Below are 24,692 nucleotides of genomic sequence, written 5' to 3'. Positions count from 1 at the left end.
GCTGGCTTTCACTTTCCAGAATCTAAAACCCTAGATAATTAACACAGTCAGCAAGCGCACATGAGTAAAACAGGATGGGTTAGCGAAGCGTAAACCATCAATATGCTAATGACTTACTGTTTACTACGCACAATCCTAATCAGACTCAACGCCTCTCATATCAAAAACACGCAGACACAAAAAAAGGCCCTTGGGGCCTTTTGGGTAATAACGATTAACGTCTACGACGTCTCTGCACAACACGAGCACGCTGCTCTTGTTCTACTTCAATCTTGATAGGCTGCAACGTTTGCTGCGGTTCAAACAATTGTTGAATCATTGCCTTCAAGGCGATTAACCATGATGTCATTGGCTGACTCCTATGTGACTGTTTTCAGTATAGTCATTAAAAAACATCAAAACCAAGGGCTTTGTGTACTTTTTTACGCAAATAAAAAAGGCCGTGATCACCACAGCCTTTAGATAGTCACGCTAACACCTTGAATTACAATGAGCTTTTCAACACGCTTTTAAGTAATTTAGGGTTAGAAGCAATCAAGTCACCTTCTTCATAAAGTGCACCGCCGCTTAGGTCGGTGATTAGACAACCAGCTTCTTTGGCAATCAAGGCGCCGGCTTGGATGGTGGTGTTGTCTACATTGGTCAGCCATAGTGCGTCTAGGTGACCAGCGGCTAGGTGAGCTAAGCTCAGTGCGTCGTCACCTAGTGCGCGAATCATACGTGACTTACTAGTAAGGTTAGAAACACGGGCACGTAAGCGGTCATTGTGATCATTATCAGCAATACCTGGGTACGTTACCCCAATAATAGACTGGCTGACTTTAGTTTTGTCCTTAGTACGAATACGGCGTCCACTCATTTCAGCACCACGTCCACGGGTAGAGGTGAACTCTTGTCCTGAGGTTGGGTTTACAATTAATGCATGCTCGGTTTTACCGTTGACTTGGCAAGCCAGTACTAGGCTGTATAAAGGTAAACCAGAGCGGAAATTGTCTTGGCCCTCTAGTGGGTTAATTAACCATACTGTACCGGTTGGTGCTTCGCGCTCTTGGCGACCAGTTTCGCGGCCTTGAAAGGTATCATCAGGGAAATGTTTACGTAGCTTAAAGATGATTTGTTTCTCAGTGCCAATGGCACAATCAGCAATGAACTTGCTAATTTCTTGGTCTGAGGATCGTTCAAAGTCAAAGCGTTCTACTGCGTGTACCAGTTCTTCACCAGCTTCCCGTAATACGCGTAGGGCAAGATTAACCATTGGCTGCATAGGAATGAAACACTCAGTAAATTAAGGGCCGCATATTTTATGGTACAGATAGTGATTACGCAAGCAATGAAGCCCTGCTTGCGTAATAGAATTCATTAAATCGGTGGGGTGTTGGATTAAAAGTCGTTACACTTAGGCTTCTTTTATCTGACAGAACCTAATTGCGTCTTATTCATGCTGCAAAATATTCGAATTGTTCTTATTAATACCAGCCATTCTGGCAACATAGGCTCTGCTGCGCGGGCCATGAAAACCATGGGGTTGAGTGACTTGGTGCTGGTGGATCCTGTGTCGTTTGACCCAAAGAGCCCATCGGATGAATCCGTTGCTATGGCCAGTGGTGCAGGAGACGTTTTACAAGGGGCGCGGGTTGTTGAAACCTTTGAGCAAGCAATTGAAGATGTTTCCGTGGTGATGGGCGCCAGCGCTCGCTCTCGACATTTGCCTTGGCCATTAATGCATCCGCGTAAAGCCACAGCTAAGGCATTAGAGGTTCTACCTTCTGGTCAAAAAGTGGCGTTAGTCTTTGGTCGCGAGCGAACCGGTTTGACCAATGATGAATTAGCCATGTGTCAGGTGCATATTCATATTCCAACTAATGAAGAATACGCGAGCCTCAATGTGGCCAGTGCGGTTCAGGTTTTGGCCTACGAAATGCGTATGGGGATATTGGCCCATCAAGGTGAATTAGATGCACAATATGATGGTAATTGGGGGGTGAACTGGGATAATGAGTTGGCTAATCAGGGCGAAATTAATGGTTTTATTGCTCATTTAGAACAAACTCTAGTTGATATTGAGTTTTTAGATCCAAATAACCCAAAGCAGTTGATGCCGAGATTGCGCCGTTTATTCCAACGAGCCATGCCGGATAAGGTCGAGATTAATATATTACGCGGTATCTTGAAAATGGTCGGCCGTTCGCGCGATAAATAGATTAAGCGATATGATGTAGTACACCCTTCGTATGAAGTAGGAGAGATTGTGTTTAAACACATACGAGAAGATATAGCCTGTGTTTTTGACCGCGACCCAGCGGCAAGAAATACATTTGAAGTTCTTACCACTTACCCCGGTTTGCATGCTCTGTTGCATTACCGCGTGGCGAATTGGTGTTGGAGTCATGGCTTAAAGTATCTTGCTCGAATGATTAGCTTTTTTAGCCGCTGGTTTACTGGGATTGAAATTCACCCTGGGGCCACTATTGGACGCAGCTTTTTTATTGATCACGGGATGGGAGTGGTCATTGGTGAAACCGCTGAGATTGGCGATAACGTGACCTTGTATCATGGTGTTACCCTTGGTGGTACTTCATGGAATAAGGGTAAGCGTCACCCTACATTGCGCGATGGTGTAGTGGTGGGTGCGGGTGCTAAAGTACTTGGGCCAATCGAGATTGGTGAAAATGGGCGTGTGGGCTCAAACGCGGTTGTCACCAAAAATGTGCCCGCAGGGGCAACGGCTGTGGGTATTCCGGGCCGTATTATTGTTAAAAATATTGACCCTGAAGTGAATCGCCGTCGTCAGGCTATGGCCAGTAAAATGGGCTTTGATGCCTATGGTATGACAGATGAAATGCCAGACCCTATTGCGCGTTCAATTCATAGTTTGCTGGATCATATGCATGCAGTGGATGAAAAAATCGAACGCATGTCCACGGCTTTAGGGGAGTTGGGGCATCAGGAGTGTACAGGCGAGCTGCCTAAGCTTGAAACTGAATTGGATGATATTCAAGCCAGTAAAGATTAATCCAGGTGCTGTTTAGCCACATCTATTAACCCAGCTTGTCTGGGTTTTTTTGTGGCTTTTTTAGGCAAATGACCTCGTATTCTGATAGAATTTGCCGCCAAAATTGACCTTCATGTGTGGTTTTTCTAAAGCCCAAGTAATTTACTCAAGTAAATAGTTGACTGTTTTAGTCGGGTTTAAGATAATTCACCCTATATTCATGACTGTACATGAGGGGATGGGCAATGAGGCTAACCACGAAAGGCCGTTATGCAGTAACAGCCATGCTGGACTTGGCAATACATGGGCAAGCAAAGCCTGTGAGTTTGAATGATATTTCAAGTCGTCAGGGCATTAGTTTGTCTTATTTAGAGCAATTATTTGCCAAGCTTCGTCGCTGTGAGCTGGTGTCTTCGGTTCGTGGCCCCGGGGGCGGTTATCGACTTTCTAGGGCTGAAAGTGAAATTAGCATTGCTCAAGTGGTGGATGCAGTGAATGAATCCATGGATGCCACCCGTTGCCAAGGCAAAGGGGATTGCCAAGAAGGGGATCAATGTTTGACCCATCATCTTTGGCAGAGCTTAAGTGAGCAGATTCATGCCTTTTTAGATGACATCAGTATTCACGATTTAGTCAGTCGCCAAGAGATCCGTGACGTGGCAAAACGCCAAGACGAACGAGCGCAGGAGAAAGTAGAGGTCGACTCACTTATTTCGTTGACATCAGCCTAGGCGCTATCGGCAAGGTTTAAAGCAGTAGAGAATAGAATGAAACCGATTTATCTGGATTATGCAGCCACTACACCAGTGGCACCTCAAGTAGCTGAAAAAATGGCTGCCTGCTTAACTCTGGAAGGTAACTTTGCTAATCCGGCTTCACGCTCCCATCGATATGGCTGGATGGCGGAAGAGGCAGTGGAAAACGCCCGCAACCAACTAGCTCAAGCATTACATTGCGATTCGCGAGAAATCGTTTGGACATCGGGTGCAACCGAAGCAAATAACCTTGCAATTAAAGGTGTATGCGAAAAGTTAGACGGTGGCCATATTATTACCACGGCTATTGAGCATAAAGCGGTGCTGGATGTATGTGGGTATTTAGAAACAAAAGGTTTTACCGTTACCTATTTAACGCCTGACAGCAGTGGACGCATTTCAGTTGCACAGGTTGAGCAAGCATTGCAAGACGACACTTGTTTGGTGTCGGTGATGTATGTAAATAACGAGCTGGGAGTAATCAACCCAGTTGCCGACATAGCGGCGCTTTGTAGAAGCAAAAAGATCACTTTTCATGTGGATGGTGCTCAAGCTGTTGGTAAGGTGGATGTTAATTTAGAGCGTGATGGCATTGATTTACTCTCCATCAGTGCTCATAAGTTTTATGGTCCAAAAGGAATGGGAGCATTGTTTGTGCGTCGTGGTGTAAAAGTCGATGCGCAAATACACGGTGGTGGCCATGAGCGTGGTATGCGCAGTGGCACCTTGCCGACTCATCAAATAGTGGGTTTAGGCTTGGCCGCAGAAATATCAGTTCAAGAACTTAAAGAACAAGAAGCACGCTTGAGTGCTCTGAAACAAAGCTTGATAACGGGTTTATCCCAAGTGTCAGGCGTAACGGTTAACGGTGAAAATACCGTTGCCAATATTGCCAATGTCAGCTTTTCCGGCGTAGATGGCGAGTCGCTTTTGTTGTCGCTGCATGATTTAGCAGTGAGCTCAGGCAGTGCGTGTAATTCGGCCACCATGGCCCCGTCATACGTTTTAAAAGCAATAGGCTTAGATGATGAAACAGCCCATGCCTCCATTCGGTTTTCCATGGGGCGTTTTACCACAGCAGATGAAATTAATCAGGCCGTGAACAGTGTTGTTACGGTTGTACAAAGACTGAGAGCCATGACCGCATAGGTTGTGACTAGGAGCAGTTTGATGAGCGAAGAAATTAATCAATATATCAAAAATGAATACGCAGCAGGATTCATTACCGATATAGAAAGCGACACCTTACCACCGGGTTTAAACGAAGACGTTATTCGTTTTATTAGTGCCAAGAAAGGCGAACCTGAGTGGTTGCTAGACTGGCGTTTAAAAGCCTTTGAAATGTTTAAGGAAATGGAAGAGCCAACTTGGGCTCATGTGCATTATCCGAAAATTAATTTTCAGGATATATCCTATTACAGTTCGCCAAAAAGCATGGAAGACAAACCTCAGTCACTAGATGAGGTAGACCCAGAATTATTGCGCACCTATGAAAAGCTGGGTATCCCATTGCATGAGCAAGCGGTGCTGGCGGGTGTGGCAAATGTCGCTGTGGATGTAGTCTTTGATTCTGTATCGGTTGCCACCACCTTCCGCGAAAAACTATCTGAAGCGGGGGTGATTTTCATGCCTATCTCTGAAGCCGTGCACAAACACCCTGAGCTTGTGAAAAAATATATGGGCTCGGTTGTCCCTCAACGTGATAATTATTATGCCGCGCTTAATTGTGCGGTGTTCTCTGATGGTAGTTTTGTTTACATTCCAAAAGGGGTTCGCTGCCCAATGGAATTATCAACCTATTTTCGCATTAATGAGCAAAACACAGGTCAGTTTGAACGTACATTAATTATTGCCGATGAAGGTTCTCACGTTAGTTACCTAGAAGGTTGTACAGCCCCCATGCGTGATGAAAATCAATTGCACGCAGCCGTGGTTGAACTGGTTGCCCTTGATAATGCAGAAATCAAATATAGTACGGTACAAAACTGGTATCCAGGGGATGAAAACGGCAAAGGTGGTATCTATAACTTTGTTACCAAACGTGCAATTGCTCATACCAATGCAAAAGTATCTTGGACGCAAGTTGAAACCGGTTCTGCTGTTACATGGAAATACCCAAGCTGTATTTTAAAAGGTGATAACTCAATTGGTGAGTTTTATTCAGTTGCATTAACCAATAATTACCAACAAGCGGATACGGGCACAAAAATGATTCACCTTGGTAAAAATACCAAGTCGACCATTATTTCAAAAGGCATCAGTGCAGGTAAAAGTCAAAACGCTTATCGCGGATTAGTGCGAATGAATCCAAGTGCGGCCGGTGCCCGTAACTTTACTCAGTGTGACTCGTTGTTGATTGGCGACAAATGCGGTGCTCACACGTTTCCATATATTGAAAGCAAGCACCCAAGCGCAGTGATTGAACATGAAGCCACAACATCAACCGTAAGTGATGACCAAATGTTCTTGTGTCAGCAGCGCGGTATTGACCCAGAAAAAGCGGTTTCTATGATAGTGAATGGCTTCTGTAAAGAAGTATTTAAAGAGCTGCCAATGGAATTTGCCGTAGAGGCAGGAAAACTATTAGAGGTGTCCCTCGAAGGCTCCGTGGGCTAAAACGCTACTTTACTTAATCTGGCGGTGTTAAAACATTTTTTTATCAATACTCAGGTAGTAACCGATACATTCCGTTTGATAAAAAACATTTTGCCTTGCCATATTTGCGTTAGTAACGCGTTTAATGTGTAAAGAAAACGAATTTAAAATTGTAGGAACGGGCATAGCTCGTAAATGGTTAAACAGAATGTTAAGCATCAAGAATTTACATGCAAGCGTTGAAGAAAAAGAAATCCTAAAAGGTTTGAATATTGAAATTAAGCCAGGAGAGATTCATGCCATCATGGGGCCAAACGGTGCAGGTAAAAGTACATTGGGTAATGTGCTTTCTGGTCGTGAAGGCTATGAGGTAACCGCCGGTGATGTTAATTTTGATGGTAAAAATATTCTAGATATGGACACAGAAGAGCGTGCCCGTGAAGGTTTGTTTTTAGCATTCCAGTACCCTGTTGAAATCCCAGGTGTGAGCAACTTAGAATTTTTAAAAGCTTCGGTTGATGCTGTACGTGCTCATCGTGGTGAAGAGCCAATGGACAGTGTTAGTTTTTTGAAACTGGCTCGTGAAAAATGCAAAGCGGTCAATTTAGATCAAAACTTTTTAAAGCGTGGCGTCAATGAAGGCTTTAGTGGTGGCGAGAAAAAACGTAACGAAATCATGCAAATGATGTTGCTTGAACCAAAGCTTTGCATTTTAGATGAAACCGATTCAGGTTTGGATATTGATGCATTACAAGTGGTTGCAGAAGGCGTGAATTCTCAACGTGACCCTAATCGCTCGTTCATTGTGGTGACGCATTATCAGCGTTTATTAGATTATATTATCCCTGATTACGTTCACGTACTGGCTGACGGTAAAATTGTAAAATCCGGCGGCAAAGAATTAGCCCTAGAGCTTGAAGAAAAAGGCTACGGCTGGATTGAAAACGGAGCGGTTTAATCATGGGTGAAGCAGTTTCAGATTTCAACCAGCAGGCATTATCGTTAACACAAGCCCGTCAAGCGGGCGGTGTTTATCAGGCGATTAATCAGTTAGGCGCCAGTGCGTTTGAAACAATGCCGTTTCCTACTCGTAAAACCGAGTCTTGGAAATACACCAGTTTACACGCCTTAACGCAGCAAAATTATAACCAATCCCCAAAGGCCGTTTTATTGGATGGAATTGATGCGCAGTATGAGGTGAGCGGATTAGAAGTAGTTAACCTTGTATTTGTTAATGGCCAGTTCCAAGCAGCGCTTTCATCCAATGAAACATTAGCAGGCTTACAGTTAGTACGCTTTAGTGAAGCAACTAGTGAGCAACTTGCTCTAATTGAAAAACATTTAGGGAAACTAGCAGAAACCGAACGTAACTTGTTTACGGCATTAAATAATGCTCAAGTGAATGATGGCGTATTTGTGTTTGTGGATAAAAACACTCAACTAGCCAAACCCATTCAAATTACCAATATCAGTATCAAAGACGAGCAGCCAGCCACCGCATTTAATCGCTGTTTGATTGTACTGGATACACATGCTCAAGCCACAGTCATTGAGCAATTTGTATCAAGTGATACTGAGCAAAACGTGGTGATGAATCAAGTTACAGAAGCCGTTATTGGCGATGGTGCCCATTTGCAGCATTATCGTTTAAATAAAGAACACGAAAGCAGTATTCATTTTGGTGGCATGTATGTGGACTTGAGCCGCGACAGCCAATTCACCAGCTATCAAATTCTGTTAGGCAGTAAAATTAAGCGTTTTGATGTGCTGGTCAATCACAATGTGAGTGGTAGTCACTGTGAAATGAAAGGTGTTTACTTGCCGAAGAATGAGCAGCAAGTGGATATTCATAGCTATATTGAGCACAAGGCACCGAATTGTACCACTAATGAAGTGTATCGCGGCATCATGGCGGACAAGTCTAAAGCCGTATTTAATGGCCGTATTCATATCCATCCAGATGCACAAAAAACCTTGGCTGAGTTAAGCAATAAAAACTTATTGCTAAGTGATAAAGCGCAAATTAATACTAAACCAGAATTAGAAATTTACGCCGATGACGTTCGTTGCGCCCATGGCGCAACCGTAGCGCAACTAAATGAAACAGCGAAATTTTATCTGCAAAGTCGTGGTATCAGCGCGCAAGAAGCCGACATAATGTTGAGTTTTGGTTTCATTAATGAATTGTTAGAAAGTATCCCGCTGGAAGCATTGCGAGTTTCTTTACGTCCATTACTGGCTGAACAGTTTAGTAGTGATAAGTCGTTAACTCAGCATTTAATTGCGGATGAGGCGGAGGCGTAATATGGCGTTTGATCCACGCGCCATGCGCGAGCAGTTTCCTATTTTACAACAAAGCGTTCACGGCAAGCCTTTGGTGTATTTGGATAACGGCGCAACCACTCAAAAACCAAATGTGGTAATTGAGGCGATAGATAATTATTACCGTAATGATAATAGTAATGTGCATCGTGGTGCCCATACCTTGGCTGATCGGGCCACTATTAATTTTGAAAATGCTCGCCAATCCGTGCAGCGCTTTATTAATGCCAAACACAGTGAAGAAATTATTTGGACTCGCGGTACCACAGAAAGTATCAACTTAGTGGCGCAAAGTTTTGGTGGGAAATTTATAGGTGCGGGTGATGAAATCATCGTCAGTGCTATGGAGCATCACGCTAATATCGTGCCTTGGCAAATGTTATGTGAGCGCACTGGGGCCACATTAAAAGTGATTCCTGTTTCCGATGCTGGTGAGTTAGATATGGATGCATTTGCAAGCTTACTTAACTCAAAGGTTAAGCTAGTGAGTGTTGTGCATGTGAGCAATGCGCTGGGAACGGTTAACCCTGTTGCGGATATTATTCAGCAAGCCCATGCAGTGGGGGCGAAAGTGTTAATTGATGGGGCTCAATCGGTTGCGCATTTTAACGTGGACGTACAGGCGTTGGATGCGGATTTTTATGCCTTCTCTGCTCATAAGGTATTTGGTCCTACTGGCATTGGTTGTGTGTATGGCAAAAAAGCATTATTAGATGACATGCCCCCTGTACAAGGTGGCGGTGAAATGATTGAGAAAGTGAGTTTCAATGGCACTACTTATCAAGGGCTGCCATTTAAGTTTGAATCAGGTACACCGAATATCGCAGGTGTGATCGGATTTGGCGCTGCTGTTGAGTTTGTCATGGCCCAAGACCGAGATGCCGTTCAAGCTTATGAAGATGAGTTGCTGCAATACGCTCACGAAAAAGCAGAGCAATGTGAAGGATTGAGAATCATAGGTACTGCTCGTAAAAAAGCAGGGGTGTTAAGTTTTTTATTAGATGGTGCGCATCCAGCAGATGTGGGGATGTTGTTGGATCAGCAAGGGGTGGCCGTACGCACTGGGCACCATTGCGCGATGCCGATTATGGATCAGTTTCAAATTCCGGGTACTGCTCGTGCCTCATTTTCGATTTATAACACCAAGGCCGATGTAGACGCTTTATTTGCGGCCATCGAAAAAGTGAAGATGTTTTTATAAGCGTAATCTTAGATTGTGCTAAATAGGAGGTTGTAATGAGTGATGTAAATACGTTCTCGCCTAATGACATTACTGTCTCCATGACAGAAAAAGCCATTGCATATGCGCGAAAGCAGCTAAAGAGCAGCACTGATGCAAAAGGTATTGTGTTAGGGGTTAAAAAAAGCGGTTGTTCTGGCTTTAAATACGACCTGCAATTGTTGGAAGTTGTAACCGGTAATGAGCGTAGCTTTCAGGTGGCAGACGATGTGATTCTTTATGTCACAGCCGAAGCGTTACCCTATGTAAACGGTACTGAAATCGATTACACCACAGAGGGTTTAAACAGCACTATGAAGTTTAATAACCCTAATGCGAAAGATGAGTGTGGTTGTGGTGAAAGCTTCAATATTTGATGGGTCGCTATTGCGCTTGGTAATACCGCGTTAGAAAACAAGCTCGGCAACATCATGTATAAAACATACACTCATTTGCCTCGCTTATTTTCTGCCTTGTCTTTCCATCGCTCATGACGCGACTGGAAGATTATATAGATCAAAGAGTTTATATATGGAAAGAAGAATGGTAGTGGCACAAAGTGATGTGCCAGCCCGCTTAGTCCCTGTAGGGACAAAAATCACCATTCCATCGGGTAGCTTTGTCACATTGACTCAAGCACTGGGTGGTAACTATACCGTTGTATATAACGGTAATATGGCCCGTGTAGACGGTACTGATGCGGCGGCATTGGGTTTAGAGTCTGAGGTGCTGAGCTTTGAGCCCGGAGAAGGCCTGACAATTCGCGAAGATGACGTTTGGCAAGCACTGAGAACCATTTATGACCCTGAAATCCCAGTAAACCTTGTGGATCTGGGATTAATCTATCGGGTTAATATTGATCAGTCAGGGCAAAAGGTGTCCATCGATATGACATTAACGGCCCCAGCATGTGGTATGGGGCCGGTTTTGGTGAGTGATGTGAAGTATCGAACGGCACTGGTTCCAAATGTTAAAGAGGTACATGTGGAATTAGTATTCGATCCGCCGTGGTCTCGTGAGATGATGAGTGAAGAAGCTCAATTAGAAACGGGCATGTTCTTTTAGTAAAAAGCCTCTAAAAAACAACACAATGTAAAAAACGTTACATAGTGCTTTTTAGTAATGCTTTAGTATCAACTAAAATTCTGCTTATTGTTTGATAGTACTTGGTGCCGGCGTCGTATTTGGGTCTTTTAAAATGCCTTGAATTACGTCATAGTGTGCCTCGAATTTTGAACAACAATAAAAAAAGCGTACGTCTAAGCTTGGTAAATATCCAAACCTAGTAGACTCAAAAGGTCGGCGTAACGACAATCTATTCTTTTAGAGGTAATGACAAAATGGAAGCATCTTTTTGGGATGGTAAGCGCGCACCAGGCGTTGTAGATAGTATAGAAATCAAATATGACAGTGCAATTGATGCTATCGAAAAGTCTTTCAAACAGTATGCAGATCGCCCAGCATTTACTTGCTTAGGCCACACGCTTACCTATCAAGATATGGATGTACTTTCAGGTGCATTTGCAAGTTACCTGCAAAATCATACGAATCTAAAGCCCGGTGATACCGTTGCTGTACAAATGCCAAACGTGCTGCAATACCCAGTAGTGGTATACGGAGCATTACGTGCAGGCATGCGCATTACCAATACTAACCCAATGTATACTGAGCGTGAAATGCTTCATCAGTTCAACGACTCAGAAGCGAAAGCTCTAGTATGTATGGACGTATTTGCACACTCTGTTCAAAACGTAAAAGATAAAACGGGCTTAGAAAACATTATCGTTACCAGTGCTGCGGATTTACTGCCATTTGTGAAGCGCTCTTTAATTAACTTTGTTATGAAGAAAGTTAAAAAAGCCGTTCCTGCATATTCACTACCAGAAGCTACGTCTTTCCTTAAGGCCTTGAGTTTGGGTAAAGGCAAGCCTTTTAAAGATGCACATTTATCTGATCCACAAGACACTATCGTTCTTCAATATACTGGTGGTACAACTGGTGTAGCAAAAGGGGCTGAGCTGACTAACCGCAACATAGTTGCGAATATGACAATGTCTCAAGCAACGATTCATCAAACCACAGATGACGGCAAGCTGATCCGTGGTGAAGGCGCCGTCACTGCCGTTGCTCCATTGCCGCTTTACCATATTTATGCGTTCTCTATGCATATGATGACTTACTTTGAATGTGGCGATCACACATTATTGATTCCAAACCCTCGTGATATTGATGGCTTCATTAAGTCTATGTTGCCACATAAAGTGGGGGTTTTAGTGGGCTTAAACACCTTGTTTGTCTCTCTAATGAACAACCCAAATTTCAAAAAAATCGACTTTAGCCATATGTACCTGACACTTTCAGGTGGTACGGCATTAATAGAAGATACAGCGAAGCGTTGGAAGCAGTTAACAGGTTGTGCCATTACAGAAGGTTATGGTTTAACAGAATGTTCGCCAACAGTATCGGTGAACCCATCAAATGGTCTAGAGCAGCTAGGCTCTGTAGGTCAAGCCATGCCGGGTTGTGCATTGAAGTGTATTGATGCCGAAGGCAATGACGTTGCAGTTGGCGAACGTGGCGAGCTATGCGTGAAAGGTCCACAAGTCATGAAAGGTTACTGGAAGCGTCCAGACGCAACCAAAGATGCTTTCACTGAAGACGGAGAGTGGTTCCGTACTGGCGACGTTGCAATCATCGCAGAAGATGGCTTTGTACGCATCGTGGATCGCTTAAAAGACATGATCATCGTATCAGGTTTCAATGTATTCCCTAATGAGATTGAAGCCGTTGTAGCTGACCACCCTGATGTTGAAAACTGTGCAGTAATTGGTGTACCAGATGAAAAATCAGGTGAAGCTGTGAAATTATTCATTATTTCTAGTAACCCAAGCCTTTCTGTTGAAGAGGTTAAAGCCTTCTTGAAAGAGAAGCTAACAGGTTACAAAATGCCTCGTCACATTGAGTTCCGCGATGAGTTACCTATGACTCCGGTTGGTAAAATCTTACGTCGTGAGTTGAAAGATCAGGAAGATGCCAAGCGCGCACAAGCAAGCGCCTCTTAATTATTAGGTGCTTGCAAAGCCGCCCGAGGGGAACCTCGGGCGGCTTTTTTGCTTTTAGGCAGGCCTATCCGTAAAATGCGACATATTCACTTTATGAGTCCACATTATGGCAAATCCGGTAGATAGCCCATTTGGTCGTAAAATCACCCCAGAAGAGATTATCGATACCTTGAGTTTCTTCGATGGCTGGGAAGAGCGCTACAAATACATTATAGATTTAGGTAAGCAATTACCCGCAATGGATGACAGCTTAAAAACCGAAGAACGGCTTATTGCCGGCTGTCAAAGCCAAGTATGGATTGAGCCCTATAATATTGAGGGTAAGCTATATTTTGATGTGGCCAGTGATGCATTTATTGTATCTGGCTTATTAGCTGTGGTGGTATCAGCCTACAATGGAAAAACACCTGAAGAGGTGTTGGCCTTTGATATGAATGGTTTTTTTGCTGAATTAGACTTAATCAAGCACTTAAGCCCAACCCGTGGTAATGGCCTGCGCAGCATGGTTGCAAGGATTCGTCAGGTAGCTGAAAACGCCCAATAAAGGCTTATGGCAAAAGCCTCTGAAGGTTCTTGGGTAATAGCCTGTGATAGTGTGAGTATCAGTGGCATTTTGGTCCAAATACCGTATAATCCGCGGGATTTTTGACTCATCCTATTTTATTGGAGATTTATCATGGCCGTTGAACGTACTCTATCTATCGTTAAGCCTGACGCAGTTGCTAAAAATGTAATCGGTAAAATCTACAGCCGTTTTGAAGATGCTGGCCTACAGGTTATCGCTTCTAAAATGGTTAAGCTTTCTGACGAACTAGCTGGTGGTTTTTACGCTGAGCACAAAGAACGCCCTTTCTTCAAAGATCTAGTAGGCTTCATGACTTCTGGTCCTGTAATGATTCAAGTACTTGAAGGCGAAGGCGCTGTTCTTAAAAACCGTGACCTTATGGGTGCAACTAACCCTAAAGAAGCTGAAGCTGGTACTATCCGCGCTGACTTCGCTGAAAGCATCGATGCAAACGCTGTTCACGGTTCTGATTCTACTGAATCTGCTGCACGTGAAATCAGCTACTTCTTCAAAGATGAAGAAATCTGCGCACGTTAATATTAACGTAATGCATATCGTACCCATGTAAATGGGTACATGAAGGGGCGGAAAGGGACATTGTTTCTCTCCGCCCTTTTTCCGTATTTAAGCAAGCCACGTTTTATAGGTGACCACATGACTGACGAACAAAAAAAGGTGAATCTTTTGGGTTTAAGCCCACAAAAGATGAAAGATTTTTTTGTGGAAATGGGCGAAAAACCGTTTCGTGCTCAGCAATTACTAAAGTGGATTCATCAAGTGGGCCTTGAAGACTTTGATGACATGTCCAATGTTAGTAAAGTCATGCGAGAAAAGTTAAAAGAAGTAGCGTGCGTAGAATACCCAGAGGTGATCTACCACGACATATCTAAAGATGGCACCCAAAAATGGGTGATGAAGATGCCCGGCGGTTCCAGCATCGAAACCGTGTATATCCCAGAAGGGGATCGCGGTACTTTATGCGTGTCTTCACAAATTGGTTGCTCGTTAGATTGCAGTTTCTGCTCAACGGGAAAACAAGGCTTCAATCGAGACCTCTCAGTGGCCGAAATCATTGGACAAGTTTACGTAGCGGCTAAAAGCTTTGATAAGCCCGGTGAAAAGCGTGAACGTAAAATTACCAACGTGGTGATGATGGGCATGGGCGAGCCTCTCATGAATTTCGACCATGTCGTAGATGCCATGGCATTGATGATGGATGACTATTGTTATGGTCTATCTAAGCGTCGAGTGACGTTAAGTACCTCTGGTGTAGTACCCCGCTTATATGATTTGGCCAAAGTGAGTGATGTATCGTTAGCGGTATCTTTGCACGCGCCTAATGATGAATTGCGTAATGTATTGGTGCCTATTAATCGCAAGTATCCAATTAAAGAATTAATGGAAGCGTGTAATCATTACATGAGTTCATTGCCCGATCGTCGAAAACTCACCATTGAGTACACCATGATGAACAAGGTGAATGACGAATTGGAGCATGCGGAACAATTAGCCAAGCTGCTAAAAGACACACCTTGTAAGATTAACCTCATACCGTTTAACCCATTTCCACAATCGGGTTATGAACGTCCAAGCAATAATCGTGTCTATAAATTCCGTGATTATTTACACAGCCAAGGCTATATCGTCACCATTCGTACTACGCGAGGAGATGACATTGACGCTGCCTGTGGACAGTTAGTAGGCCAAGTAGAAGACAGAACCCGTCGTAGTGAGCGTTATATAAAAATTCGTGAAGTAAACGAGCAACCATCCATAAAATAATAAGAGCGCATATGAATATTGTTAGAAACTTCGTTTTATCGTGTTTAGCGCTGATGTTAGCCGGTTGCGTAACGGTGACGGATAGCCGCTTCACTAAAAAAATTGACAACGACAAAGCAGTGGAGAATTACGTTGCATTAGGTGTGGCCTATATTCAAAACGGTAATATGGCGCTTGCTCGTAAGAAAATAGAACGTGCTTTAGAAATTTCACCTGAAAGTGCTTCAGCTCATAGTGCCATGGCCACCTACTGGGTGGAGCGTGGTGAATATGAACTTGCTGAAAAAGAGTTTTCAATCGCTTTGAATCATAATAGTCAGCACAGTCCTACAAATTACCATTATGGGCGCTTCCTATTTTCAGTTAAAAATAAAAAAACAGGTTGTGATTACATTAAGCGTGCGGCCACAGATGTGGATTACACAGCAAGAGGGATTGCATTTGAAAATCTTGGTTTGTGTCACGAACACTTTGATGAAACAAGATTGGCAGTAGATGCTTTTGAAAAGGCATGGTCGTTAGATACCAATAGTACAGTTTCAAGCTTGAGTTTAGCGGGTATTTACTTAAAGCGTAAACGTCCAGATATTGCTAAACGCTGGTTCGAGCGTTTTGAACGTACCCTAAAAGATCAAAACTTAAATCATACGGCCTCAAGTTTGTATGTGGGTGTGATTGTATTCAGAGCCATTAATGATAAAAACGCACAAGCCAGTTACGCGTTTAAACTTAAAAAGCGATTCCCTCAATCTGGGGAATACAAAGCTTATCTGGCCAGTGAGCGCTAGGACAATTAATCATGAATAAACAAGGTCAATCACCGATTAAGCGTCGAATTTCTCGCCAAATAATGGTGGGAGATGTACCTGTCGGTGGCGACGCACCTATTGCTGTTCAAAGCATGACGAATACAGAAACCTGCAATGTGGCAGCCACGGTTGCGCAAATAAAAGCGCTAGAAGACGTAGGTGCAGATATTGTGCGTGTAAGTGTGCCGTCTATGGAAGCAGCCGAAGCGTTTGGTGAAATTAAAAAGCTAGTTAATGTTCCACTTGTTACGGATATTCACTTCGATTATAAAATTGCATTACGCGTAGCTGAGTTAGGCGCGGATTGTTTGCGCATTAATCCGGGTAACATTGGCCGTGAAGATCGTGTACGAGCAGTGGTCGATGCGGCGCGTCATCATGGTATTCCTATTCGCATTGGTGTGAATGCAGGCTCTTTAGAAAAAGATTTACAGAAAAAATATGGCGAGCCAACACCTGAGGCTTTGGTTGAAAGTGCCATGCGTCATATTGATATTCTCGATCGCCTTAATTTTCCTGATTTTAAATTAAGCTTAAAAGCGTCAGACGTATTTATGACCGTAGCTGCTTATCGCCAAATAGCCACACAAATTGAACAGCCTTTGCATTTAGGTATTACCGAAGCGGGTGGTTTAAGAAGTGGTACGGTTAAAAGCTCGGTAGGCCTTGGCATGTTATTAATGGAGGGTATTGGCGATACTTTACGTGTTTCGTTAGCGGCTGATCCAGTTCAAGAAATAAAAGTTGGCTTTGATATTTTAAAAAGTCTGAAACTTAGAAATAAAGGCATTAACTTTATTGCTTGCCCAAGCTGTTCTCGTCAAAACTTTGATGTAGTAAAAACCATGAATGAACTTGAGTCGCGCGTAGAAGACATATTAACGCCACTTGATGTGTCAGTGATTGGTTGTGTGGTCAATGGCCCAGGCGAAGCAAAAGAAACAGATTTAGGTTTAACCGGAGGCAGCCCAAATAACTTAATGTATGAAGACGGGGTGCCTAGCGGTAAGCTAGAAAATGAAAACTTGGTGGATAACTTAGAAAAAATGATTCGCCGTAAGGTTGCAGAAAAAGAAGCGGCCGAAGCCTTAATTATCGCTAAAAATTAATGCGATATCGATTTAAAAGAATTTAAGGATAGTATTTTGGCGCAGAAAAATATTCAAGCCATTCGCGGAATGAACGATATCCTACCTGGGCAAACTCAGGTATGGCGTTACCTAGAAGATCAAGTGAAAGCCGTTTTAGATGGCCATGGCTATCAAGAAATTCGTATGCCAATGGTGGAAGAAACTCGTTTATTTAAGCGTTCAATCGGTGAAGTCACTGACATCGTTGAAAAAGAAATGTACACCTTTGACGATCGTAATGGTGACAGCTTAACTCTTCGCCCAGAAGGAACGGCCAGTTGCGTACGCGCCTGTGATGAGCATCAGCTTATTGCCAATAATGCGCGCCAACGCCTTTGGTATATGGGCCCGATGTTCCGCTACGAGCGCCCACAAAAAGGCCGTTATCGTCAGTTCCACCAAATAGGTGTGGAAACCTTTGGTATGGCAGGCCCAGATATAGATGCTGAATTAATTGTGATGACTCACCTGCTTTGGCAGCGTTTAAATATTCGTGACAAAGTGACATTACAACTTAATACCTTAGGCAGCAACGAAGCCCGTGCTAATTATAAAGCCGCTTTGGTTGAGTATTTGTCTGTGCGTAAAGATGAGTTAGATGAAGACTCTTTGCGTCGCCTAGATAGTAACCCTCTGCGTATTTTGGACTCCAAGAACGAGCAAACACAAAGCTTGCTAAATGATGCGCCGGATTTCTTTGACTACTTAGATGAAGAATCTGCGGAGCATTTTACTCAGCTAAGGGCACTTTTAGATACCGTTGGCGTCGAATACGAAATCAATCCTCGTTTGGTTCGTGGTTTGGATTACTACAGTAAAACAGTATTTGAATGGGTGACTACGGAATTAGGTGCTCAAGGCACCGTTTGTGCTGGGGGGCGTTACGACGGTTTGGTTGAACAGCTAGGGGGTAAAGCCACACCAGCGGTTGGATTTGCCATGGGTATCGAGCGTTTAATCTTGATGCTAGAGGCGTTAAATGTGATACCTCAAGCAGTGCATAATTACTTAGATGTGTATCTTGTGGCGGTCGGTAATGTGACCTCCGCAGCCATGCAGATTTCAGCACAGCTTCGTGAGCAACTACCCAATTTACGCTTACAAATGCATATGGGTGGCGGTAACTTTAAGAAGCAAATGAAAAAAGCCAACGAAAGCGGCGCTCAGTTTGCGCTGATTTTAGGGGAAGATGAAGTGGCAAATGGCCAAGCCGCTATTAAGCCGCTGCGAGATCAATCTGATCAAGTGAGTATTGCCCAAGAAGAGCTTGCACAATGGTTTAATGAAGCTCTGTAAAATCGTGCAAAATTACTATAAAGTCGATGCCCTTAATCGACTTTAAAACCAGTTAACAGGCATAAATAGAGCCTTAATTAGAATAATAATCGGAGCCAAGTCATGACAGACATGCGTACAGAAGAAGAGCAAATTGAAGCCATAAAAACGTGGTGGAAAGAAAACGGCAAGCAAACAGTAGTTGCCTTAGTCGTTGTCGCAGGTGGCTGGTTTGGTTATCAAGGCTATCAAGGCCAACAACAAGCCACGGCACAAGCGGCATCATCGGTTTATCAGCAAGTGCTACAACTAGAAACCGCTGAAACCGAAGAAGACAAAGGCCGTCGAGAATTATTGCTTGATCAACTGCAAAAGGACTATGCCTCAACTGTGTATGCTCAATTTGCTGGTTTAATTAAAGCCAAAGATGCTGTTCAGGCGGGAGATTTAGATTTAGCAGTCACAGAGTTAAGCATGGTTAAAGACAACGCCTCAACTGATGAATTGCGTCATTTAGCCACGGTTCGTTTAGCTAGAGTGTTAGTCTCGCAAGAAAAATCTGATGAAGCTTTGGCTTTGTTGGCCGTTGAAGAGACAGGCGCATTTGGCGCTGAGTACTTTGAAGCCAAAGGCGATGCTTTACAGCAAAAAGGTGAACAAGACGCCGCACGTGATGCATATACTCAAGCAATGGCTGAAACACAACGTCTGGGCACCAACAACCCAGTATTAAAAATGAAACTAGATGATCTGGCGGTGGCAAACTAATGCGTCTATTGGTTGCAATGATGTTTTTGGGTCTTGCGGCTTGTTCGAGCAATGACACAAAAGAACAAGAAGAATTAGGGCCTAAGGCATTAACGGGTATAGAAGAAGAACTTCAATTATCTCAACAGTGGCGCTATCAGGTTGGTAGTGGCATGGGGACGGGATATGCACGTTTGCAACCGGCGTCACAGGCAGGTCAAATTTACGTAGCCAGTGCCAATGGTTTGGTTGAGTCTCTTTCTCTTGAAAGTGGTTCAGTTAATTGGTCTACCGATGTAGAGGCCCAATTAACCGCAGCTATCTCAGTTGGTAATAGCAAAGGGTTTATAGCTACTGATGATGGTGATGTAATCGCTCTTAATCTGGTTGATGGCGAAGAAGTATGGCGCAGTGAGATTAAAGCGGAAGTCCTGTCGGTTCCGGTTGTGCATAACAACCAATTAGCCGTACAAACCGTGGATGGTCAATTGTATTTACTCAGTACGGATAACGGCAAAGTATTGTGGAGCTTTGATAGTAATTTACCAACGCTTTCAATTCGCGGAACCTCGCAGCCAGTGTTTTATCAAAACATGTTGCTAGCCAGTTTTGCTAACGGCAAAGTTGTCGGGTTGAATGCTAAAAATGGCGCAATCCTTTGGCAAGAACGTGTAGGTATTCCAGCAGGTCGTAGTGAACTAGAGCGTTTAGTAGACGTTGACGGTCGGCTGCTAGTGAAAGACGACATGTTATTTGTAGTCGGTTATCAAGGTCATGTAATGGCCATAGACCTTCGTAGTGGTAAAGCTAAGTGGAAGCGCGAAGCCTCTAGTTACCATGGTCCTTTAAGTGGCCTAGGTAATATTTATATGATTTCTGACAATGATCACATTGTTGCCATTGATGAGCAAACCACTAACGATGTTTGGTCTCAAACGGACTTAGAAGGTCGCCAATTAAGCGAGCCAGTATTATTTGCGAACCATATTGCGTTCACTGACTATGAAGGTTACATCCATTTAATTAAACAAGTGGACGGCATCATTGTTGGGCGCGAACAACTTGTACGACCACCTATTAACTGGGTACGTACAGGGACCTATGAGTTAAAACACCCTTCTCGTCAGTTTGCTTATGACGATGGTATTCGAACTAAGTTAGTTGTTGATGGTGATCACTTAATTACGATTAGCAACTCAGGTTATTTGAGCGTCTTTACGCTTAATTAGCCTAACCCAGCAAAAATGCCCCCATAGGCTAGCCTTTGGGGGCATTTTTGTTTTTTAATCAAACACTGTTGAAGATTTGCATAACGCTTTCCTAGGCAAAAACTGCTATCATACGCTCATATACACCATAGAAACGCACGTCTAATGAATCCTGTAATTGCCTTAGTGGGGCGCCCAAATGTGGGTAAATCCACTCTATTTAATCGTTTAACTCGCAGCCGTGATGCCCTTGTGGCAGATGTTGCCGGTTTGACCCGTGACCGTAAATACGGCGCAGGCAAAGTAGGAGAGCGTGATTACATTGTTGTTGATACCGGTGGTATTAGCGGCATGGAAGAAGGCTTAGATGAACGCATGGCGGAACAAAGCTTCCAAGCCATGGATGAAGCTGACGTTGTGCTATTTTTGGTGGATGCCCGTGCTGGATTAACCTCTGCAGATATGATGATTGCCAATCACCTGCGAACCATCGAAAAGAAAACCTACCTTGTTGTAAACAAAATTGATGGCCTAAATCCAGAGTTAGCCGTGCTTGAATTCCATGAATTAGGCTTAGGTGAGCTGCAAGTCATTGCTGCTTCCCATAACCGTGGCATCAACGGGCTCATGGAGAAAGTATTAGAAGAATTGCCGCCTGAGTTTGATGTTATTGAAGGCGAAGAAGAATCGAAGCACAAAGGCATTAAAATCTCTGTAGTGGGTCGACCAAACGTAGGTAAGTCTACCTTGGTTAACCGCATGTTAGGTGAAGACCGCGTAGTGGTTTTTGACCAAGCTGGCACCACCATGGACAGTATTTATATTCCTTATGAACGACATGAAAAACAGTACACTCTAATTGATACCGCAGGTGTACGCCGTCGTAAGAACATTTCAGAAGCCGTTGAAAAGTTTTCAATCATCAAAACCTTGCAAGCGATTCAAGACAGTAATGTGTGTATCTTAGTGATCGATGCCCGTGATGGCATCGTGGAGCAAGATCTTACCATGCTGAGTTTTGTGCTTAACGCAGGCCGTGCATTAGTCATCGCCCTGAATAAATGGGATGGCATGGACACTGAGCAAAAAGATTTTGTGAAAAAAGAAATTGAGCGTCGCCTGACATTTGCTGACTGGGCAGATATGCATTTCATTAGTGCTAAACATGGTACTGGTGTGGGCAACTTGTATGATTCGGTTGAAGACGCATATGAAAGTGCTCATTTAGACATGACCACATCTCAGCTTACTCGCATTCTAGAAGATGCGGTGATGGATCATCAGCCACCTGTAGTGGGGACTTCTCGAGTTAAATTACGCTATGCACACCAAGGAGGTATGAACCCCCCCATTATTGTTGTGCATGGTAATAAAACGGCATCATTGCCAGACAGTTATAAGCGTTACTTAGCCAATACGTTTAGACGTGTACTTAAAATTAGTGGCACACCAATTCGCTTTGAATTTAAATCAGGTGAAAACCCATTTGATGATAAAAAAGAAGATCGTATTTTCAATAAATCAAAACGCGGCGATCGCCTTAAGCAGACTAAATCTATTCGCCAAGCGAAACATGATAAAGTGAAACAGCGTAAGAAGAAGGTCAACCGAAAGGGGCACCCATAGATATTAATAACGCCCTACGGGGCGTTTTTTATGTTCAGGACGAACGTATGCCGCGGTGCCAAGGATGGCAAAGAGCGGCGATGTTCAGGGAAAACATTTCCAAGCCTGAAGTCAAAATAAACATCACAGTTAAAAATAAGGGTAATAAAATGAGCAAGCCCTATGGCCAAGAAGATGCCACCTATCAAGCCGCTGGCGAATACGAGGGTATCAAAAAACTAGTGGATGACTTTTATGACATTATGTCTGAATTAAAAGCATCGCAGCATATTCGTGAAATGCATCCTGAAAACCTAGAGGAATCAAGAGACAAGCTCACGCGCTTTTTATGTGCTTGGACTGGCGGCCCTAGGCTGTATCGTGAAAAGTATGGGCCTATTTCTATTCCTCAAGCACATAGTCATTTGACCATTGGCAGCGCTGAGCGCGATGCTTGGTTGCTGTGTATGAAGCAAGCGCTGGCGAAACAAGATTACCCGCAAGACTTCCAAGATTATATGATCACACAATTGGCGGTGCCGGCTGGTCGTTGTATGAATGCTGAATAAAAAAAGGGTGCTTGAAACAAGCACCCTAAAGGTCAAAGGAAGTGACATGAAACAGTTAGTGAAGCTGTAACACTAAAGCGGCTTTCTCGCAGTAATCTTTTTGTTTAGTGTCGTTCTTTTGTTTGCTTTGCGTAGATTTCACCCAAATATAACTGGACGCTTTACCCTTACATAACTCAAGGCCAAGCACAGAGTTCTTTGATTTAACAAATAAATTCATTGTAATTTCACCGCGGCCCATGGTGCGCAAATGCATTTTTTTAGGTGATAGTGTGTAAGACTTGATGCCACTACGGCCGTTTACTGAAATGGTTTTCCCTGGAGGCGCGTTAACCCATTCTGCATCATCGCGAATTTCTATGCTGGTCCAACTGCTGTCAGTAGAAACAGAAAGCTCATAGATCGTAATATCACCTTGTGCGGCAATGGCGGGTACACTTAATAGTAAAAGTGAAAGCCAGATTCCTTTCATGTCCTCATCCTTGGCAAATAGACCTATTAGAAATTTAGGCAAGGACTGGCTTTTCGTCAAATGGACAAGGTCAGCCAACCCCTTCAAAAGAAGGGATTGGCTGAATACGGTAGGTTATAAATGGCTTTCTGCGTATTCTGCCAAGGCAGATCTTGGTACGCCTTGTAACTCTATGCTGCCACCAAGTGGAAAGCCCTTAAAACGTTCATTTAAGTAAGTTAAACCAGAACTGGTGGCATTTAAATAAGGAGTGTCAATTTGAGCAAGGTTGCCCAAGCACACCACCTTAGATCCCGCACCAGCGCGAGTAATGATGGTTTTCATTTGGTGAGGCGTCAGGTTTTGGCTCTCATCAATGATGATCAAACTCTTCTGGAAACTACGCCCTCGAATATAATTTAACGATTTAAAATGAAGCGGAACCTTTTGCAGAATATAATCAATGCTGCCATTGGTGCTTTCATCATCCATATGCAGAGCTTCAAGGTTATCGGTAATTGCGCCTAACCAAGGTTCCATTTTTTCAGCTTCCGTTCCCGGTAAAAAGCCAATATCTTCATCTAAACCACGAACACTACGAGTGGCGATAATTCGCGTGTAGCGGTTTTGCGATACGGTCATATCAATGGCCGCCGCTAACGCCAATATGGTTTTACCTGAACCCGCGGCCCCTGTTAAATTCACTAAGTGAATATCAGGGTCAAGCAGTAAATCTAGCGCAACAGCTTGATAGATATCTCTTGGGGTTAGGCCCCATGCTTGTTGTTGCATGAGGTGATCACGGGAGCGATCCCATAGGGTAACTTGCTCATCATTCATATCGCAGATACGGGCTACAAAGCCTTGCTCATCTACTATGTATTGATTCACAAAAACGTCTTTACCTAGCTCACTACGGGCTATTTTATGTACCGTGCGCCCCGGTTCATGGGCGGTTTCAACTTTATTGATAGTATCCCAAAAGCTATTTTTAAATTCGTGAAAGCCCTTGGTGAGAGATTCAATATCACTGACCAGTTGATCGTTGTGATAATCCTCGGCGGCGATACCGCAGCCACGCGCTTTAAGGCGCATGTTAATGTCTTTGGTGACTAATACAATTTGTGTTTTGGGGCGTTGCTGTTGCAGAAATATTAAGCTGTTGATGATTTTATTATCATTTAAATCATTGGGTAAAACGGTGCTTTGTGAGACAGGCTTGTCCATAAGCACACTCAAGTAGCCATGTTTCTCCGTGGCTGCAGGAATGGCAACACCATCACTGATTTCTTCCGGACTAGCCTCTCCAAGGATTTTATCAATATTACGTATGGCTTGGCGGCATTCCATGGAAACGCCAGATTTGGACAGTTTGAGTTTATCGAGTTCTTCAAGGACGGTCATAGGGATGACCACTTGGTGTTCTTCAAAATTAAATATGGCAGAAGGGTCGTGAATTAAGACGTTAGTGTCGATGACGTAGGCTTTAGTACGACGTTGGTTGGGCATTCAGCACTCCTCTTTACGAGATTATGCAGGTAGCGACGATTACTACTACTGCTACCACTTTGTGTCTAAGAGAAGCCTTTTTATCGGCTTAATCTCA

At 43.6% G+C, this 24,692-nt stretch carries 25 protein-coding genes; 21 read left to right on the top strand and 4 right to left on the bottom strand.

The window, feature by feature from the left end:
* Nucleotides 1–214 precede the first annotated feature (214 nt).
* Both ABWV45_RS12700 and ABWV45_RS12695 read right to left on the bottom strand, forming a co-directional pair.
* A complete protein-coding gene (locus tag ABWV45_RS12700) occupies nucleotides 215–349 on the bottom strand; it encodes a hypothetical protein (RefSeq protein WP_353352084.1) in 135 nt (44 codons plus the stop codon).
* 135 nt (nucleotides 350–484) lie between these two features.
* Nucleotides 485–1,264 (bottom strand): inositol monophosphatase family protein, encoded by a 780-nt coding sequence (locus ABWV45_RS12695; RefSeq protein ID WP_353352083.1) that lies wholly within the window; start codon nucleotides 1,262–1,264, stop codon nucleotides 485–487.
* 174 nt (nucleotides 1,265–1,438) lie between these two features.
* Between ABWV45_RS12695 and ABWV45_RS12690 the strand changes: the two genes are divergently transcribed.
* From ABWV45_RS12690 to ABWV45_RS12590, 21 genes are all read left to right on the top strand, one after another.
* Nucleotides 1,439–2,200: an RNA methyltransferase gene (locus ABWV45_RS12690; RefSeq protein ID WP_353352082.1), complete on the top strand. Its 762-nt coding sequence runs from the start codon at nucleotides 1,439–1,441 to the stop codon at nucleotides 2,198–2,200.
* A 48-nt stretch (nucleotides 2,201–2,248) separates the two neighbouring features.
* The gene (cysE, locus tag ABWV45_RS12685; RefSeq protein WP_353352081.1) at nucleotides 2,249–3,013 is read left to right on the top strand and encodes a serine O-acetyltransferase; all 765 of its coding nucleotides are present in this window, start codon (nucleotides 2,249–2,251) and stop codon (nucleotides 3,011–3,013) included.
* Between the two features lie 224 nt (nucleotides 3,014–3,237).
* Complete coding sequence (gene iscR / locus ABWV45_RS12680; protein ID WP_353352080.1) at nucleotides 3,238–3,723, top strand: Fe-S cluster assembly transcriptional regulator IscR; 486 nt, start codon at nucleotides 3,238–3,240, stop codon at nucleotides 3,721–3,723.
* A 36-nt stretch (nucleotides 3,724–3,759) separates the two neighbouring features.
* Entirely contained in the window at nucleotides 3,760–4,896 is a 1,137-nt protein-coding gene (locus ABWV45_RS12675; RefSeq protein ID WP_353352079.1) for an aminotransferase class V-fold PLP-dependent enzyme, read from the top strand.
* Between the two features lie 21 nt (nucleotides 4,897–4,917).
* Nucleotides 4,918–6,363: a Fe-S cluster assembly protein SufB gene (sufB, locus tag ABWV45_RS12670; protein ID WP_353352078.1), complete on the top strand. Its 1,446-nt coding sequence runs from the start codon at nucleotides 4,918–4,920 to the stop codon at nucleotides 6,361–6,363.
* Nucleotides 6,364–6,550: 187 nt separating this feature from the next.
* Nucleotides 6,551–7,300 (top strand): Fe-S cluster assembly ATPase SufC, encoded by a 750-nt coding sequence (sufC, locus tag ABWV45_RS12665; protein WP_353352077.1) that lies wholly within the window; start codon nucleotides 6,551–6,553, stop codon nucleotides 7,298–7,300.
* 2 nt (nucleotides 7,301–7,302) lie between these two features.
* On the top strand, nucleotides 7,303–8,646 hold the full coding sequence (gene sufD, locus ABWV45_RS12660; RefSeq protein WP_353352076.1) for a Fe-S cluster assembly protein SufD: 1,344 nt from the start codon (nucleotides 7,303–7,305) through the stop codon (nucleotides 8,644–8,646).
* 1 nt (nucleotide 8,647) lies between these two features.
* Nucleotides 8,648–9,865, top strand: coding sequence for a SufS family cysteine desulfurase (locus ABWV45_RS12655; RefSeq protein ID WP_353352075.1), 1,218 nt, complete (start codon nucleotides 8,648–8,650; stop codon nucleotides 9,863–9,865).
* Between the two features lie 35 nt (nucleotides 9,866–9,900).
* A complete protein-coding gene (locus tag ABWV45_RS12650) occupies nucleotides 9,901–10,260 on the top strand; it encodes a HesB/IscA family protein (protein ID WP_353352074.1) in 360 nt (119 codons plus the stop codon).
* Between the two features lie 154 nt (nucleotides 10,261–10,414).
* Complete coding sequence (sufT, locus tag ABWV45_RS12645) at nucleotides 10,415–10,948, top strand: putative Fe-S cluster assembly protein SufT (RefSeq protein ID WP_353352073.1); 534 nt, start codon at nucleotides 10,415–10,417, stop codon at nucleotides 10,946–10,948.
* Nucleotides 10,949–11,223: 275 nt separating this feature from the next.
* A complete protein-coding gene (locus ABWV45_RS12640) occupies nucleotides 11,224–12,945 on the top strand; it encodes an AMP-binding protein (RefSeq protein WP_353352072.1) in 1,722 nt (573 codons plus the stop codon).
* 106 nt (nucleotides 12,946–13,051) lie between these two features.
* A complete protein-coding gene (locus ABWV45_RS12635; RefSeq protein ID WP_353352071.1) occupies nucleotides 13,052–13,489 on the top strand; it encodes a SufE family protein in 438 nt (145 codons plus the stop codon).
* A gap of 132 nt (nucleotides 13,490–13,621) precedes the next feature.
* On the top strand, nucleotides 13,622–14,047 hold the full coding sequence (ndk, locus tag ABWV45_RS12630; protein WP_353352070.1) for a nucleoside-diphosphate kinase: 426 nt from the start codon (nucleotides 13,622–13,624) through the stop codon (nucleotides 14,045–14,047).
* A 117-nt stretch (nucleotides 14,048–14,164) separates the two neighbouring features.
* Nucleotides 14,165–15,292 carry a dual-specificity RNA methyltransferase RlmN gene (gene rlmN / locus ABWV45_RS12625; protein WP_353352069.1) on the top strand — a complete coding sequence of 376 codons (1,128 nt, stop codon included), beginning with the start codon at nucleotides 14,165–14,167 and terminating at the stop codon, nucleotides 15,290–15,292.
* Between the two features lie 11 nt (nucleotides 15,293–15,303).
* On the top strand, nucleotides 15,304–16,080 hold the full coding sequence (gene pilW / locus ABWV45_RS12620; protein WP_353352068.1) for a type IV pilus biogenesis/stability protein PilW: 777 nt from the start codon (nucleotides 15,304–15,306) through the stop codon (nucleotides 16,078–16,080).
* 11 nt (nucleotides 16,081–16,091) lie between these two features.
* A complete protein-coding gene (ispG, locus tag ABWV45_RS12615) occupies nucleotides 16,092–17,210 on the top strand; it encodes a flavodoxin-dependent (E)-4-hydroxy-3-methylbut-2-enyl-diphosphate synthase (protein WP_353352067.1) in 1,119 nt (372 codons plus the stop codon).
* Nucleotides 17,211–17,246: 36 nt separating this feature from the next.
* A complete protein-coding gene (hisS, locus tag ABWV45_RS12610; RefSeq protein ID WP_353352066.1) occupies nucleotides 17,247–18,527 on the top strand; it encodes a histidine--tRNA ligase in 1,281 nt (426 codons plus the stop codon).
* Nucleotides 18,528–18,629: 102 nt separating this feature from the next.
* Nucleotides 18,630–19,274: a YfgM family protein gene (locus tag ABWV45_RS12605; RefSeq protein ID WP_353352065.1), complete on the top strand. Its 645-nt coding sequence runs from the start codon at nucleotides 18,630–18,632 to the stop codon at nucleotides 19,272–19,274.
* Nucleotides 19,274–20,482, top strand: coding sequence for an outer membrane protein assembly factor BamB (gene bamB, locus ABWV45_RS12600; RefSeq protein ID WP_353352064.1), 1,209 nt, complete (start codon nucleotides 19,274–19,276; stop codon nucleotides 20,480–20,482). Before ABWV45_RS12605 ends, bamB begins: the two co-directional genes overlap by 1 nt.
* A gap of 144 nt (nucleotides 20,483–20,626) precedes the next feature.
* A complete protein-coding gene (gene der, locus ABWV45_RS12595; protein ID WP_353352063.1) occupies nucleotides 20,627–22,087 on the top strand; it encodes a ribosome biogenesis GTPase Der in 1,461 nt (486 codons plus the stop codon).
* A 149-nt stretch (nucleotides 22,088–22,236) separates the two neighbouring features.
* Complete coding sequence (locus ABWV45_RS12590) at nucleotides 22,237–22,635, top strand: group II truncated hemoglobin (RefSeq protein ID WP_353352062.1); 399 nt, start codon at nucleotides 22,237–22,239, stop codon at nucleotides 22,633–22,635.
* Between the two features lie 55 nt (nucleotides 22,636–22,690).
* Here the strand turns inward: ABWV45_RS12590 and ABWV45_RS12585 are convergent, their stop codons facing one another.
* Nucleotides 22,691–23,107 carry a hypothetical protein gene (locus ABWV45_RS12585; protein ID WP_353352061.1) on the bottom strand — a complete coding sequence of 139 codons (417 nt, stop codon included), beginning with the start codon at nucleotides 23,105–23,107 and terminating at the stop codon, nucleotides 22,691–22,693.
* Between the two features lie 114 nt (nucleotides 23,108–23,221).
* Nucleotides 23,222–24,595, bottom strand: a complete 1,374-nt coding sequence (locus tag ABWV45_RS12580; RefSeq protein WP_353352060.1) for a PhoH family protein — start codon at nucleotides 24,593–24,595, stop codon at nucleotides 23,222–23,224.
* Nucleotides 24,596–24,692: the final 97 nt, after the last annotated feature.

This window comes from Oceaniserpentilla sp. 4NH20-0058 (assembly GCF_040371755.1).
Taxonomy (GTDB): domain Bacteria; phylum Pseudomonadota; class Gammaproteobacteria; order Pseudomonadales; family Oceanobacteraceae; genus Bermanella.
This window is presented reverse-complemented; position numbering and strand designations above follow the sequence as displayed.